This is a genomic window from Vibrio sp. Hal054 (genome assembly GCF_037162405.1).
GTDB lineage: Bacteria > Pseudomonadota > Gammaproteobacteria > Enterobacterales > Vibrionaceae > Vibrio > Vibrio diazotrophicus.
Window position 1 is genome coordinate 25,415 of record NZ_JARLUT010000002.1, and the last position, 15,678, is coordinate 41,092.

The 15,678-nt window shown below is 45.4% G+C and carries 14 protein-coding genes; 9 read left to right on the top strand and 5 right to left on the bottom strand.

All coding sequences use genetic code 11. From position 1 onward, the window contains the following. Positions 1–54: 54 nt before the first annotated feature. Both P4S58_RS16105 and P4S58_RS16110 read right to left on the bottom strand, forming a co-directional pair. On the bottom strand, positions 55–1,530 hold the full coding sequence (locus P4S58_RS16105) for a Na+/H+ antiporter NhaC family protein (protein WP_337164653.1): 1,476 nt from the start codon (positions 1,528–1,530) through the stop codon (positions 55–57). Positions 1,531–1,548: 18 nt separating this feature from the next. Then, positions 1,549–2,892, bottom strand: coding sequence for a glutamine synthetase family protein (locus P4S58_RS16110; RefSeq protein WP_042481415.1), 1,344 nt, complete (start codon positions 2,890–2,892; stop codon positions 1,549–1,551). Between the two features lie 339 nt (positions 2,893–3,231). Here P4S58_RS16110 and P4S58_RS16115 point away from each other — a divergent pair, with 339 nt between their 5' ends. The 8 genes from P4S58_RS16115 (at position 3,232) to gabT (ending at position 12,160) form a co-directional block, all read left to right on the top strand. Then, entirely contained in the window at positions 3,232–3,978 is a 747-nt protein-coding gene (locus P4S58_RS16115) for a gamma-glutamyl-gamma-aminobutyrate hydrolase family protein (protein ID WP_042481412.1), read from the top strand. Positions 3,979–3,997: 19 nt separating this feature from the next. After that, on the top strand, positions 3,998–4,555 hold the full coding sequence (puuR, locus tag P4S58_RS16120) for an HTH-type transcriptional regulator PuuR (RefSeq protein WP_042481409.1): 558 nt from the start codon (positions 3,998–4,000) through the stop codon (positions 4,553–4,555). 35 nt (positions 4,556–4,590) lie between these two features. Beyond that, positions 4,591–6,075, top strand: a complete 1,485-nt coding sequence (locus tag P4S58_RS16125) for an aldehyde dehydrogenase (protein ID WP_042481407.1) — start codon at positions 4,591–4,593, stop codon at positions 6,073–6,075. A gap of 37 nt (positions 6,076–6,112) precedes the next feature. Further along, positions 6,113–7,390, top strand: coding sequence for an NAD(P)/FAD-dependent oxidoreductase (locus P4S58_RS16130; protein ID WP_042481404.1), 1,278 nt, complete (start codon positions 6,113–6,115; stop codon positions 7,388–7,390). A gap of 18 nt (positions 7,391–7,408) precedes the next feature. Further along, complete coding sequence (gene aguB, locus P4S58_RS16135) at positions 7,409–8,275, top strand: N-carbamoylputrescine amidase (RefSeq protein ID WP_337164663.1); 867 nt, start codon at positions 7,409–7,411, stop codon at positions 8,273–8,275. A 12-nt stretch (positions 8,276–8,287) separates the two neighbouring features. After that, positions 8,288–9,370 carry an agmatine deiminase gene (aguA, locus tag P4S58_RS16140; RefSeq protein WP_042481398.1) on the top strand — a complete coding sequence of 361 codons (1,083 nt, stop codon included), beginning with the start codon at positions 8,288–8,290 and terminating at the stop codon, positions 9,368–9,370. 69 nt (positions 9,371–9,439) lie between these two features. After that, positions 9,440–10,867: an NAD-dependent succinate-semialdehyde dehydrogenase gene (locus P4S58_RS16145; RefSeq protein WP_042481395.1), complete on the top strand. Its 1,428-nt coding sequence runs from the start codon at positions 9,440–9,442 to the stop codon at positions 10,865–10,867. Between the two features lie 15 nt (positions 10,868–10,882). Further along, positions 10,883–12,160, top strand: coding sequence for a 4-aminobutyrate--2-oxoglutarate transaminase (gene gabT, locus P4S58_RS16150; protein WP_042481393.1), 1,278 nt, complete (start codon positions 10,883–10,885; stop codon positions 12,158–12,160). Between the two features lie 115 nt (positions 12,161–12,275). Here the strand turns inward: gabT and P4S58_RS16155 are convergent, their stop codons facing one another. Then, positions 12,276–12,836, bottom strand: coding sequence for an isochorismatase family protein (locus tag P4S58_RS16155; RefSeq protein WP_042481390.1), 561 nt, complete (start codon positions 12,834–12,836; stop codon positions 12,276–12,278). 216 nt (positions 12,837–13,052) lie between these two features. Between P4S58_RS16155 and P4S58_RS16160 the strand changes: the two genes are divergently transcribed. Further along, complete coding sequence (locus P4S58_RS16160; RefSeq protein ID WP_042481388.1) at positions 13,053–13,841, top strand: AraC family transcriptional regulator; 789 nt, start codon at positions 13,053–13,055, stop codon at positions 13,839–13,841. A 41-nt stretch (positions 13,842–13,882) separates the two neighbouring features. On the opposite strand, the gene P4S58_RS16165 is transcribed toward P4S58_RS16160, so the two are convergent. Continuing rightward, complete coding sequence (locus tag P4S58_RS16165; RefSeq protein WP_042481385.1) at positions 13,883–14,767, bottom strand: MurR/RpiR family transcriptional regulator; 885 nt, start codon at positions 14,765–14,767, stop codon at positions 13,883–13,885. Positions 14,768–14,898: 131 nt separating this feature from the next. Continuing rightward, positions 14,899–15,678: a DUF4886 domain-containing protein gene (locus tag P4S58_RS16170; RefSeq protein ID WP_042481380.1), complete on the bottom strand. Its 780-nt coding sequence runs from the start codon at positions 15,676–15,678 to the stop codon at positions 14,899–14,901.

Genomic DNA, 15,678 nt, shown 5'->3' on the forward strand with positions numbered 1-15,678 from the left:
AGCAAAGCCCCTTAAATAAGGGGCTTTGTTTTGGTGTACTTTTTGGTTAGAGATTTACGCAATCACTAAGAAGAAAATAGCGGTCGCGACAATACCGATAAGCGCATATGGGAACTGAGAAGTTGCGTGTTGCATTGGTGTACAACCAGAACCTTGTGCCGACAATACTGTAGAGTCACTGAAGAAACATGAGTGGCTGCCCGCAGCTGATGCAGAAAGCAGTGCTGCAACCGTTAGGTGTAGAGGAACACCAAGCTGTTCACCCAGTGGCAGAACGATTGGCATTGCTACTGCAAAAGTACCCCAAGATGATGCAGTGGCGAATACTAAAGCGCCGGTAATCATAAAGATGATGGCTGGGAAATAAGAGGCAGATAGGTAAGGGCTCACTGTTTCAATAACATACTGAGTTACGCCTAGCTGGTCGTTCACAGACTTCAACATAAAGCCGCCGATAACGGTTGCAAGAGGCAGCAACATGACTTTAATGCCATCGTAAACAGACTCGAACATGTCGTTCATTGAAATCAGTCGTTGAGCACCGTAGAAACAGATAGTGAAGATAAGGGCAACGAAAACACCAGCCAGCAAATCAATGCCGAAGTACCAGCTTGCAGCTACAAGTACAATCATAGGAAGCAGGAAGTTAATCAAACCCATGGTTGGATTGGTGTGAGATGAGATATCAGAGCCAAAGTCGATATCCGTTGCGCCGTCTGGGCGAACTTGACCATTTTTCGCACGCTGTTCAGCAGCTTTCATTGAACCCAGATCTGGGATCTTCTCCATCGCAACCAGCAGCACAATCACCAGTGTTACCCAACCGTAAGCCATATAAGGAATCGCTTCAATATAGGTCTTAATACCTTCACCGGCTTCAGCAACGTTGTTTGCTTCCAGTAGTGAGCTGAAGAAAATCGCCCACGTTGAAATCGGTACAAGAATACAAATCGGTGCTGCTGTTGAATCGACTAAGTAAGACAGTTTCTCGCGGGAGATGTTGTAACCGTCAGTCACTTTCTTCATAGAAGAAGAGATAGCAATAGCATTCAAGTAGTCATCAATGAAAATAACAATGCCCAGAACAAACGTCATCAACATCGATTGTCTGCGGCTTTTAACCTTAGTGACTAACATATCTGAGAAACTCAGAATGCTACCGCCTTTTTCCAGTACCGCAATCAAGCCACCCATCAGGCCACATACGAGAATAATCCAGGCGATGGTTTCATCCATCATCACGCCCATTGAAATATCCACGATTTGTTCAACCGCTTCTCTTGGATTAAGCAACAACACCCCAGCAATAGCACCGCTGAAAAGCGCTTCAACTGTGCGATGAGTGGTCAGTGCAAACACCAATACCAGTGTTGTTGGTAGAAGGCTCATCCACCCGTAGAGTTCGCCCTCTTCGTGGTTTAATCCTATCGCCGTAAAAAATATAAACGTGGCTAAGGATATAAGAGAGACAAAGATATGTTGCGTATTAATCTTTAGTGGCGCTTCCAGCGCTTTGGTTTGACTAGTCATGAAGTACAGTTCCTTTGTTTATGCTGAGTGTAACATCCAGTCGATTTCCATTGGGGTGATAGCTCGTTCAAATTCAGCGAGCTCACTTCGTTTGCAAGCTAGATACAGGTCAATAAACTCTCTCGAAATATATTGATTGAGTTCGCTGCGCTCTAGCCTGTCAAGGGCTTCAGGCATGCGTAGTGGCAGAGTTACCGCATTATCACTTAAAGGTGGAGGACATTGCTCCTTGGTATAGTTATCACTCGCTAATACTGCGGAAAGTACAACTGCAGCGAGAATATAGGGGTTAACGTCAGCACCTGCAATACGGTGTTCTATTCGACGGTTGTTCTTGTCACTAATTGGAACACGTAGCGCAACACCACGGTGGTTTTCTCCCCAGTTGGCTTTCGTTGGAACATAAGCACCAGGAGTGAAACGGCGGTAAGAGTTAACGTTAGGGCAAATCAAACCCATGGCTTGAGATGTTTGTGAAAGCATCGCTGCCATTGTTTGATAGAAAAGGGAACTTGCTTGGCCATCTTGCTGGCTAAAGAGGTTGTTATCTTCGCTATCCACCAAGCTAAGGTGAATGTGCATACCATTACCCGCTTGATCTGCGAAAGGTTTCGCCATGAAAGTTGCGTCGAAACCATGTTGGTGAGCAATTTGTCGGATCAAGCGCTTCGCGATAATGATTTCATCACAGGCTCGCAGAACATCTTTCGAGTGGTTGAAGTTAAGTTCGAATTGACCCGGAGCGGATTCAGAAAGTGCACCAGAAGTATTTAACCCTTGTTCGAAAGCGATGCGGTTTAAATCAGAAAGGAAATCAGCATAGTCGTCCAATCCATCTAAATCATAAACTTCGGTGTCTTTCTCTCGCGTTTTTTTGGTTGGGTTAATGGCGGTTAACGGTTCGCCATGCTCACCACGAACTTTATCGATCAAGTAGAACTCAAGCTCTAGTGCTATACAGGGAAACTGATTTTTGCTCGCGAGTGTTTCTAGCATGCTAGAAACGATATTACGGATGAAGAGTGGATTTGGTCGTTCGCCTTTTTCATCCATCATGCTGATCAGTAGTTGCCCGACCTGTTCCTTGGCTGTTGGCATTAGTGTTCCGCTGATCGGGAAACACAAATTATCCGGCTCGCCTAGATCTTCTCCAAGTCCGGCCGATTCAACAACGTTGCCTTTTGTATCAAGGGAAATAGTAGACAGCGGTAGGGCAACACCTTTGTTCAATTTATCTAATGCATTGATTGGGATTCGTTTTCCTCTTGGGGCTGCATTTATGTCTGTGAATATGAGGTCGACAAACTCAATACTGGGCCAGTTTTGTTTAAAATTTTGTACTTCCTGTAGATAAGCTTCCATTTTTCTTCTCCGAATAAACTGACGTATCGAAATTAGAGATAACTTTTAACAAAAAAATCACATCTTCATCTTTGAAATATGGTTTCTTCAGTTATTTGTAATTGAAACAGTCACTTATTGTTTTGCGTTGAATTCTGGTGAGTTGCTTTTATGTATTTCTTGTTAACTATTTTGTAACAGTCGTTTTTGTTTTGTTCAATATAATGGGCATGAATATTCGCTTTTAATGCTAAAAAGGTGCTCAGTGTCACGTTATTGCCATTATTTTGAACATCCGTGTTGATAATTTTGTACACGGTTTGTAGTGTAAATGTTAAATATATCGAACACGGAATTGTCATGGTAGGAAAACGCAAACCGATCATTGGCGTTGTTAGCTGTACGAAGGAACTCAACGGCTATCAAATTCAAGCGGTTAATGGATTTTATCTTCGCGCTGTCAAAGATTTTGGTGGAATGCCAATCATTCTTGCGCCAGACATGTCTGGTGATGAAGTGGAAGAAATTTTGAATGTCTGTGATGGCTTTTTATTCCCAGGTAGCCATTCAAACGTTGCACCGCATCGCTACAACGCGAGCCACACTGAAAATAAACGAGATGAAGCGCGTGACGAGCTTTCTATCTCTCTGATTAGAAAAGCCATTGACCGAAACATTCCATGTTTAGGCATTTGTCGTGGTTTTCAGGAAATGAACGTTGCACTGGGCGGAACGCTGAATCCAGCCGTTCACGATTCAGGTTTTAATGACCACCGAGAATCGGATGTTGAAGATTTTGAACAAAAATACGCACACGGCCACTTGGTATTAGTACAAGAGCAGAGTTTGTTTGAGCGTTGGCTGAAAGAGGAGGAGTGGGAAAATGCAGCTCACTTCCACGTCAACACTTTACACAATCAGGGTGTGGAACAGTTGGCACCTCAGTTAAGAGTAGAAGCTAAAGCCCCCGATGGTTTGATAGAAGCATTTAGCCTTCCCGAGCAAGATTTCTTTGTTGGTGTTCAGTGGCACCCAGAATGGAAAGCTAAAACAAATCATTTCTCACAAATTTTATTTAAAGAGTTTATGATGGCAGCCTCACGTTAACGTTTGGAGCTGCATATTGATGGACAATTTGGAGATTGGAAAAACTATTGTTCAGTTGCGTAAAAAGCATGAATTGTCACAAAGGGAACTCGCTGAAAGAGCTGGCATAACACACAGTGCTATCTCTTCTATCGAGAATGGCAAAGTGAGCCCGTCGGTGAGCTCGTTGCAAAAGATCGTCAATGTTTTTTCTTTATCTCTTTCGGAGTTTTTCATGATTGAACAATCTCCGAAAAATGAAGCGAAGGTTGTTATTCCATCTGAGGAACTGGTTGAAATGGGCAGTGAGTCTGTCTCGATGAAACTAGTGACCAATGGCAAAAAAGATCAGGTGATTGGATTCCTGATTGAAGAGTACGCACCTTTTGGAACGACAGGTGCGAGAGAAATCGAACACGAAGGCGAAGAGATAGGCACGGTTCTAGAGGGACAAATCACTCTGGAATACAAAGGCAAATCTCACGTTATCAAAGCTGGCGAGTCGTACGTTATTGATACGAACGAGCCGCATAGATTTACTAATCACACAGACAAGGCTTGTCGAATGATAAGTGCGCATACGCCAACCACTTTCTAAGTGGTGCTTGCCTTGTGTGATCACAAGGAGAGCGTATGAACACCCAAGAGCAATGGATTGAGTTAAAAGATAATCTAAACATTGAAAATCGGGCCTATATTAACGGTGAATACAGCGCCGCGCTGAGCGGGCAGACGATTCCCGTAGTAAACCCAGCAACAGACGAAATCATTACAGAAATCGCTCGTTGCCAAAGTGAAGATGTCGATCTTGCGGTATCATACGCTCGACGAATTTTTCAATCAGGTCAGTGGAGTGAAAGCAGTCCTTCTTATCGAAAAGCAGTACTGAATCAGTTCGCTAACCTGATTGAACAAAACCGAGAAGAGCTAGCACTACTTGAAACGCTCGACACAGGTAAACCTATCTCCCACAGTTTTTCTACCGATATTCCAGGTGCTGCTAATTCACTGCGCTGGTACGCGGAAGCGATCGATAAAGTGTACGGTGAAGTCGCACCGACAGAAAAAGACGTACACGCTTTTATTTCCCATCAACCGATTGGTGTTATTGCTGCTGTTGTTCCGTGGAACTTCCCTCTATGGATTGCATGTTGGAAGCTTGGCCCAGCATTGGCTGCGGGTAACAGCGTTATTTTAAAACCTTCAGAAAAATCTTCTTTAACCGCGATTTTCCTTGGTCAGCTTGCGGCTCAGGCTGGCATGCCTAACGGTGTGTTCCAAGTGATTACTGGCTTCGGTCATGAAGCAGGTGATGCCTTAGCAAAACACCACGATGTAGATTGCATCGCCTTTACTGGTTCAACACGGATTGCTGGTCAGTTGATGGTCAGCTCAGGTCAAAGCAACCTAAAACGCGTCTTCGCGGAAGCTGGTGGTAAGAACGCCAATATCGTTTTTGAAGATTGCGACGATTTAGACCGCGCAGCAGCAGAAACGGCTTCTGGTTGTTTTTATAACCAAGGTGAAGTGTGTGTTGCAGCGACTCGTTTGCTGGTTCATGAGAGCATCAAAGATCAGTTCATCGAAAAAGTGATTGCAGCAGCAAAAGCGTTCACGCCAAAAGACCCTATGAATCCAACATCATCGATGGGCGCACTTATCGACCAAGACCACAAAGCGAAAGTTCTGGAATACATTTCACTAGGTCAGGCTGAAGGCGCAACCCTACGTTGTGGTGGAGATGTTGAAGGTCAAGGCGCGTTTGTTGAACCAACCATTTTGGACAACGTCAGTAACAAAATGCGTGTTGCTCAGGAAGAGATTTTTGGTCCTGTACTTTGCGTCATTCCATTTAAGGATGAAGCTGAAGCTATCGAGATTGCCAACGATTCTAAATACGGCTTAGGTGCCGCATTGTGGAGCAGCAACATCAATCGAGTACACCGTGTTGCCAAGCAGCTACAAGCTGGCTCCGTTTGGGTCAATAACTACAACGAAGGGGATATGACTGTCCCGTTTGGTGGATTCAAAATGAGCGGTAACGGCCGTGATAAATCACTCCACGCTCTGGAAAAATTCACTGAAACCAAAACCACTTGGATTCGTATCCACGCTTAAGCCCACTGACGATTACGATAAATAAAGGAATATGATTATGAACAAGCATACGGACTCGTATTACGCTGATTCTGTGCCAAATATGCCAGATTACCCTCAACTTCAAGACAACATTGAATGTGACATCTGTATTGTCGGTGCCGGTTTCTCAGGGCTTTCTTCCGCGATTCATCTGGCGGAAAAAGGGTTTAAAGTCGTCGTTCTAGAAAGTGCCAAAGTTGGATTTGGAGCAACTGGCCGTAACGGTGGACAGATCGTCAATAGCTACAGCCGAGATGTTGATGTGATTGAAAGCCGTTATGGTCAAACCCAAGGAAAAGCTTTGTGTGAAATGATCTTCGAAGGTGGCGATATCATCCGTGGCCTCATCGATAAATACAATATCGAGTGTGATTTCAAACAAGGTGGCCTGTTCACCGCTCTCAACAATAAGCAGTTAAAAGGGCTTGAAGAACACAAGCGCAACTGGGAGCGCTACGGTAACGACCAACTTACTCTGCTGGATGCAAAAGAAATCGAGCAAACCGTTGGTACAAAAGTGTATACCGGTGGTCTTTTGGATATGCGTGGCGGTCATATTCACCCGCTTAAACTGGCGTTAGGTGAGGCTGCGGCGTTTATGTCACTGGGTGGTCAGATTTTCGAACAGTCAGCGGTACTGTCGATTGAGAAAGGTGCTAACCCAGTTGTGAAAACAGCGTTGGGCAGCGTTAAAAGCAAGTACCTTGTGCTGGCTGGCAATGCTTATCTTGGTGGTTTGGCACCGAATATCAGTAACAAAGCGATTCCATGTGGTACTCAGGTAATTACAACGGAACCTCTGTCTGACGAGCAACTGCAACAAGTATTAACCAGCGGTTATTGTGTTGAAGACTGTAACTACTTATTGGACTACTTCCGTCTGACGGCAGATAACCGTCTGTTATTCGGTGGTGGTGTAGTTTACGGCGCTCGCGACCCAGAAAATATCGAAGCTCTGATCCGTCCGAAGATGGAAAAAGTCTTCCCGCAATTGAAAGGCATCAAAGTCGATTACACATGGACAGGGAACTTCTTACTGACCTATTCACGCATGCCTCAGTTTGGTTCGTTCGCAGACAACATTTACTACCTGCAAGGTTACAGCGGTCATGGTGTTACCTGTACACACCTAGCGGGCAAATTGCTGGCAGAAACATTAACAGGCCATGCGGAGCGTTTTGATGCTTTCGCAGCGCTAAAACATTACTCATTCCCAGGCGGTCGCCATTTCCAAGTTCCATTTACAGCGATCGGTGCGGCTTACTACAACTTACGTGACAAATTGGCAATTTAAGAGATAAGGAACATCGAAATGAGCAGAGTCGTTAAATTTGCAGCTATTCAGCTATCTAAAAGCTGGGATCTGGAAGATAACCTGAACAAAGCGAAAAAAGCCATTCGTGAAGCGGCACAAAACGGAGCGAATGTTATTCTTCCTCAGGAACTGTTCGCTGCCCCTTACTTCTGCAAAAAGCAGGAAGCAAAATATTTCGAGTTGGCAGAAGAAACAGAAAACTGTCTCCTAATCAAAGAAATGAGTGCGTTAGCTAAAGAGCTTAACGTAGTGATTCCGGTTAGCTATTTCGAGCGTTCTGGTAACAACTTCTTCAACTCACTAGTCATGATTGATGCTGACGGCACAGTGATGGACAACTACCGTAAGTCACACATTCCTGATGGTCCGGGTTACAGCGAAAAATACTACTTCAGCCCTGGCGACACAGGTTTCCGTGTATGGCAAACCAAGTTCGGCAAATTTGGCGTGGGTATCTGTTGGGACCAATGGTTCCCAGAGCTAGCTCGTAGCCTAGCATTGCATGGTGCAGAAGCGATCTTCTACCCAACAGCAATTGGTTCTGAACCTCAAGACCCTACACTGGATTCACGTGACCACTGGCAACGCACAATGCAAGGTCACTCTGCTGCAAACCTAGTACCTGTTATTGCTTCAAACCGTGTAGGTACAGAAGTGGATGATGGCATTGAAACTACTTTCTACGGCTCTTCTTTCATTACCGACCACACAGGTGGAAAGATTGCAGAAGCGCCACGTGAAGGCGAAACCATCATCTACGCAGAGATCGATTTAGATGCGACAGCGAAAGCTCGTCATGCTTGGGGCTTATTCCGCGACCGCCGTCCAGACCTTTACACGAGCGTTGGCAAACTAACCGTTTAAAGGGGCGTTAAGATGAAGTTGTCAACAACTCCGGCGCAAGATGGCTTCTATTTTCCGGCTGAATTTCAGCCGGTCAGTGAAGTGTGGTTAGCATGGCCAGAACGTCGTGATAACTGGCGTGAAGACGCTAAGCCAGCGCAAGAAACCTTTGCCAACATTGCTAATGCTATCTCTCAAGTGGCAAAAGTTCGTGTGGCGGTATGCTCTGGCAGTTATGACCGCGCACGTGAAATGCTCGATTCAGAGGTTCGCTTAGTGGACATTCCATTTAACGATGCTTGGATGCGAGATATAGGTCCGACGGTTGTCATCAATGATAAGGGTGAGCGCCGAGGCATAAGTTGGAAATTCAACGCTTGGGGTGGTGAATACAATGGGCTTTATGATAACTGGCAACAAGACGATTTAGTGGCAGCTTCAGTCTGCGACATTATCGGCATTGACCATTATCAAGCGCCGTTTGTATTGGAAGGTGGATCAATTCATACCGATGGTGAAGGAACACTTTACACCACCGAAGAGTGCTTGCTGAGTCCGGGACGCAATCCTCATCTGAGTAAGTCAGAGATTGAAGCGCTACTGAAACAGTATCTGGCGGTTGAGAAAGTGATTTGGGTACCGAATGGCCTGTTTAACGATGAAACTGACGGACATGTTGATAACCTCATGCACGTCATTGCGCCAGCGAAAGTGGTGCTAAGTTGGACAGATGATCCAAGCGATCCACAATACGATTTGTCTCGCGAAGCAGAAGCTGTTCTGAAATCTGAAACTGATGCGAAAGGTCGAGCGATAGAAATCGTGAAGTTACCACTGCCGGGACCACTACACTATAGCGAGAACGAAGTGAGCGGGATTGATGTGAGTTCTGGTATGAATCGCAGCGCAGGAGAAAGGCTAAGCGCTTCATACGCGAATTTTCTTATCGTCAATAATCATGTGTTTTTGCCACTGCTTGATAAAAATACAGACGCACAAGCGGTAGAGATTTTGAGCGCGGCGATGCCGAACCATCAGATTATCGGTATTCCGTCCAGAGAGGTTCTTTTGGGCGGTGGGAACATCCACTGCATCACTCAGCAGATCCCAGCGTAATTTAAAGTTGTGTTGTTCAGTCGGTGAAATCTTCTGAGCAACGCAGCAAAGTCATCATAAGGATTGACCATGCAACAGATACAAAACAAAAGCCTTCTTTCGTTTATGGTGTCGAATGAAGCGGAAGGGATAGCGGTAACTAACCCAGCCACAGGCGAAGTCATTGGTTATGCACCGATGTCAGCAGAAAGCGACATTCTCAATGGCATTGAACGAGCGAGTGTCGCTCAGAAAGAGTGGGCGGCGATGCCAGCGAAAGCGCGCTCGGCGTTGCTACAAAAATGGAATCAATTGATTCTGGATAACAAACAAGATCTTGGTCGTCTTATGACGCTTGAGCAAGGTAAGCCGTTGGCGGAAGCTCAGGGTGAAGTGGTATATGGCGCGAGCTTTATCGAATGGTTTGCTGAAGAAGCAAAACGCACTTACGGCGAAACGATTCCAGCCCCGAGTAAAGACAAACGCTTAGTGACCATCAAGCAACCTATCGGTGTTGCCTGTGCAATTACGCCGTGGAACTTCCCAATTGCGATGATCACTCGTAAAGCAGGCCCAGCTTTGGCGGCAGGTTGTAGTTTTATCGTTAAGCCTTCGGAATCAACCCCTCTTTCTGCATTTGCAGTGGCAGAGTTGGCTTATCAGGCAGGCATTCCTCGCGATGTGTTGCAGGTGGTTCTGGGTGAAACTTCTCGTCAAGTGGGCGGTATTTTCACAACACATCCTCTGATTCGTAAGCTTTCGTTCACTGGCTCTACTCAGGTCGGCAGTATCCTAATGCAGCAAAGCGCTGCGGATATCAAACGCACCTCTATGGAGCTGGGTGGCAACGCGCCTTTCATCGTGTTTGATGATGCAGATATTGATGCCGCGGTCACCGGCGCGATTGCTTCTAAGTTCCGCAACGCGGGGCAAACCTGCGTGTGTGCTAACCGCTTCTATGTTCACAGCAAAGTGTATGACGATTTCGTCACTAAGTTTGATGCTGCAGTACAGAAACTGAAAGTCGGTAACGGCTTGGAAGCTGGCGTGAACATTGGTCCAGTGATCAGTGAATCGGCAAAACAAAATATCCAAGCACTGATTGATGGAGCCATTGAGCAAGGCGCGAAACCTGTGTCTGAATTGCACCAGTTAGATGGTCTGTTCATGCAACCTGTAGTGCTGAAAGATGTGACTCACGATATGACGATCGTCTCGCAAGAAATTTTTGGACCAGTTGCGCCTGTGATTCGTTTTGATAACGACGATCAACTGATCGAAATGGCGAATGACACTATCTACGGCTTGGCTTCTTACTTCTACAGTCAAAACATTCACCGTGTATGGAAGATTGCCGAAGCGCTTGAGTACGGCATGGTGGGCATCAACGAAGGTTTAATCTCTACTGAAGTCGCACCATTTGGTGGTGTGAAACAATCTGGTATCGGACGTGAAGGCGCGAAGCAAGGCATCGATGAATACATGGATGTGAAATACCTGTGCTTTGGCGGAAACTAATTTAAGGACGAAAAAATGACAAACCAACAACTACACCAAAGAAGAAGTCAGGTCATTGCTCAAGGGATGGGCGCTCTGTATCCCCTATATGTAGAAAAAGCTGAAAATGCCTATGTATGGGATGTGGAAGGCAACAAGTACATCGATTTTGCAGCCGGTATCGCAGTAACGAATACAGGACATGCCAACAAACGAATCAGTGAAGCGGTGAAAGCTCAGCTAGATAACTTCTCTCATACCTGTGCGATGGTCACGCCTTATGCTTCATTCGTTGAGCTAGCGGAAAAGCTGACCGAGTTGGCTCCGGGTGATACTAAGAAAAAAGCCATCTTCTTAACTACAGGTGCAGAAGCGGTAGAGAATGCAGTGAAAGTGGCGCGTGCGCATACTGGTCGTAGCGGTGTTATTGCTTTTAAAGGTGGTTTCCACGGTCGTACACATATGACAATGGGCTTAACTGGCAAAATTGCACCTTATAAAGTGGGCTTTGGTCCTTTCCCGAGTGAGATTTTCCATGCGCCTTACCCGAACGCTTTCCACGGTATCAGTGTCGAGCAGAGCCTGCAGGCACTAGAAGATCTGTTTGCATGTGATATCGAACCTGCACGCGTTGCAGCGATCATTTTTGAACCTGTGCAAGGCGAGGGCGGTTTCTACCAAGCGCCAAGAGAATTTGCACAAGGTCTGCGTAAACTCTGTGACAAACACGGTATCGTTCTGATTGCTGATGAAATCCAAACAGGCTTTGCTCGCACAGGTAAAATGTTTGCAACGGAATACTTGGGCATTGAACCGGATCTGATGACCATGGCGAAAGGTATTGCTGGCGGTTTCCCAATCTCTGCTGTTGTAGGTAAAGCAGATGTGATGGATTCAGCCTTACCGGGCGGCCTTGGTGGTACGTATGCTGGCTCGCCACTGGGTTGTGTAGCTGGCTTAGAAGTGCTGAAAATCATCGAAGAAGAAGATTTGTGTACCAAAGCAATGAGCATTGGTGAAGTGGTAAACGCTCGCATGAGCAAGCTACAGCAGTCTGTACCTGCGATTGGTGAAATCCGCACCACGGGCGCGATGATGGCGATTGAGTTTACGGATCCGCAATCAGGCGCTCCTTTGCAAGATGTCACCAAAGCGGTGATCAGCAAAGCTCAAGAGAACGGTCTGATCCTGCTTTCTTGTGGTGTGAAAGCGAACGTGATTCGCCTGCTACCACCGCTGACCATTGAGTTCGATGTGCTTAATGAAGGTTTGGATAAACTAGAAAAAATCATTCTAGAAGTGGTTAACGCGTAATAAGTTCTCACTCAGACCTTATTAGCAAAAGAGCCTGCGAGTTGGTGAAATCACTCGCAGGCTCTTTTATTTGAGGGATAACCCCTATCAGAGACAAGCTAATCCGTAGCGCGATTTAGCTCAGTACTTCTTCGTGGGTTTTAAGCGAAATAACACCTTCGGTCGGCGTTAAGTTAGACCATATGAAGTTATGGAATTTGATGATGTCACTTGCGCTCATTTCCAGTTTGTCAGCCGTTGTATGACAATCGGAAACCACCACAATATTAAAGTCTTCTACCAGTGCGGTGTGAATGGTTGCGTTAACACAAAAATCAGTCGCCAACCCTGTGATATAAAGGGTTCCAACATTTAATGAGTCTAAAAGCTCTTTCAAATTTGTCTGATAAAAAGCGCCATTAACGGTTTTCTCGACGGTGTAATCTGCATCACTGATGACAAGCTCTCTGACGATTTCAAAATCTTCTGTACCCGGCAATAAGTAGTTTTCTTTAATACCGTTATGCTGAATGAAAATAACGGGTAAGTTTTTGGCGCGGAAAGCATGAGAAAGCTTATTGATTCTTGAAATAACGCCTTCTCTGTCGTGTCTTGGTGTGTGGAAACAGCCTATCTGCATATCAATGATCAACAGGGCTTCGTTGCTCCCATCCCCTTTCGTTGTCGAGTCCGTCATGTCACTGTAATCCTTTACTTTCAGCCAAATGAAGGTCGCATTATAACCACTAAACTCTTGGCTATGCAGCCAAAATGAAGCCGATAGAGGCTATTTCTTCATTTATCTACGCTAGGGTTTTGATATCTGCTTTCATCTCGTTTAAAGTCTTTAACCTGATAAATATCGTTAAAAAGACATAGTTCTTTAGGAACATAGCTCGACAAGGAAAGCAGAGTGAAAAAACAGGCGAGAAATCTTCATCCTTCACTAGCAATTGCTAAAGCGCCTTCAGACGTATTCATGAACTTCGAAGCGTTTTTGTCGAATACGGAAACGCGCGTACACAGCCACGCTTGGGGGCAAGTTCAGTTAATTGCTGGTGGCATATTGGAAATGGAAGCGGAAGACACCCGTTTTCTTGCTCCACCTCATCTCGCAATTTGGGTTCCAGCAGGCACTCGACACAAGAGTTTTAACCGTAAGCCTCTGGATTATTGTTCCATCAATATTTCAGCCGAAATGACACACGCTTTCCCGACCAAAACGAGCCTGATTAAAGTGACTCCGATAGTGACCGCTATCATTGATGACTTTCGCATGCGTGAAATCGGTGTGGCGGAAAGTGTCGAAGACAAACGTCTGTTGCAGGTATTGATTGACCAACTTGCGACACGCGAAATGCAGCAGCACTTTTTGCCGTCCAGCCACCACAAATATTTGGCACCGATTTTAGCGGCGGTAGAAGAGAACCCGACCGATAACACCAGCTTGCAGCAGTGGGCTGAGCGAGTACACACTACCGAGCGAACGCTCGCCAGATATTGTCAGGCAGAACTCGGCATGAGCTTTACTGAGTGGCGCTTGCGTGTTCGCTATCTGCACTCAATGGACTTACTCCGAAGTGGACACTCGGTCAAAGAGGTCGCCTTAACCTTGGGATACAACCAAGCCAGCCCGTTTATTGCCATGTTTAAAAAATACTCCGGCCAGACGCCGGAGCAATATAAGAACCGTTTGTTGTAGTAGTTCCTCTTCAAACTCATCAATAGTTGTGAAGTAGAACGCTACTTAAATTCAAGGGAAGAAAAGGTGCCAAAGAACTTAAACAGTTCTTCAAGCTCCTCAAAGTTGTCATCACCATTCGATTCTCTCTGGACGAGAAACAGCAGCAGTTCAACAAAAAGGAAACCAATGGTGCGGCTGTGGAATATTGAGTCGACATCACTGGGCAGTACATACTGAACATCACTATATATGCTGTAAGGGTTGGAGTGCGTGTTCGTCACTACCGTGACATGCGCATTTTTGAGGTTGAAGAGTTTTGTAATATTCAGCACATCCGGATTAAACCGGTAGTATGAAAAAGCAATCAAAACGTCTTTATCACTTACTCCAAGCAGAGCTTTAGGTAGATCTCCCTTATCCAAAGGCAGCAAGACAACATTTGAGCGGCTGTATTTCAGTAATGTTGAAAAATGGATAGCTAGAGCGTATGAAGACGCTGGGCCAACAACATAGATAGTCCTTTCTTTATCCATGATCATCTTTGCAAGACTTTCTAGGTTTTCCATATTGAGGTCTTTGGAAAACTGCTCAATCAGTTGGCTAACATTTCCAATATAGCGTTGTGCTTCGGATTTGATATCACTGATTTGGCTGGTCTGCTTGGACTTATTTGCCTCTATTGGAGAGACCATAGTGTGAGTAATGAGCTCTCTCTTGAGCGCACTCTTAAACGCTGCATAGCCAGTGAAGCCAAGTTTGTTGAGGTAGCGTCCAATGGTGGCTTTGCTTACTCTAGCCTTTTGCGCTAAATCGATAATTCCATAGTACGAAAGTTCTTCAAAATGATTGATGATGAAAGAGTTGAGTGCTGCTTCTGACTCTGTGTAAGGTTGTAGTTTCTCTGCTAACTGCTTATAAGTTGTCAAATCAAGATGATCTTTCATGGAAGTTTAACCGTTGTTTTTCTGAGATTGCGCAGAGTAACACAGAGTCTCAAGGGTTTAAGTTTACGTTCTGTGAAAGTTGACCAAGTTAAAAAGGTCTTCTTCTTATTCCAAGAAGAAGACCGGTACGATTAACGTTGAGATTGGTAATTTTGCACCGTTTTCCACGCTATTGCTTGTAGTTTCTTCGCTATATCTGGCGACATATCACTATCTACAGGTACATCACCACCTATCGGTGATTGGTTGTAAAGTGTGGCAAAGAATACCGAAGCTGCCAGATAAGTACCCGCTAAAGAAGGGTGCTTACCATCACTATGATAGAGTTCGATATCTGGATGTTGTTGAAGGCTATTGGCAAATGCCAAGCCAACTGGGGCTACGTAGCCTCCCGTCTCCAGAGCGATTTCGTCATAAGCCTTTGCCAACGCTTGAGTTTGTTCAGGATGTGCCTTTTGCGCCCATGTCATGAAATAGACCACCTTTGAGCCTGCATCATGAGCAATTTTCGCCATAGATTTTGCGGAAGTTTGGAAGTACTCCCTTGATTCACTTTTGTTACTAATCGGCTCCATCGAGTTGCCTTGTAGAATGACCACATCCCAAGCTTTTAACGTGTTCTGGAAGCGCAAATTAGGTTCATGCCAGCCCAATTGTCCGCTAGAAATCGTAATGCCGCGGTAGCTGTAACCTTTCGCGTTGTCAGGCAGCAATGAACGAGTTAAATCACGTAAACGAGTATTAAGGTTGTTGTTGTAGTGCGTGTAAGAATTGCCATAAATAGCGACAACTTTGTTTTCACCGTCCATTTTAACTGTTGGAGATGGGGCAATGAGGATGTCAGCGTACACTGAGCTGCTACCAAACATTAACGCTGCTGCAAGCAAAGAGCTCTTTATTTTACTGTTCAT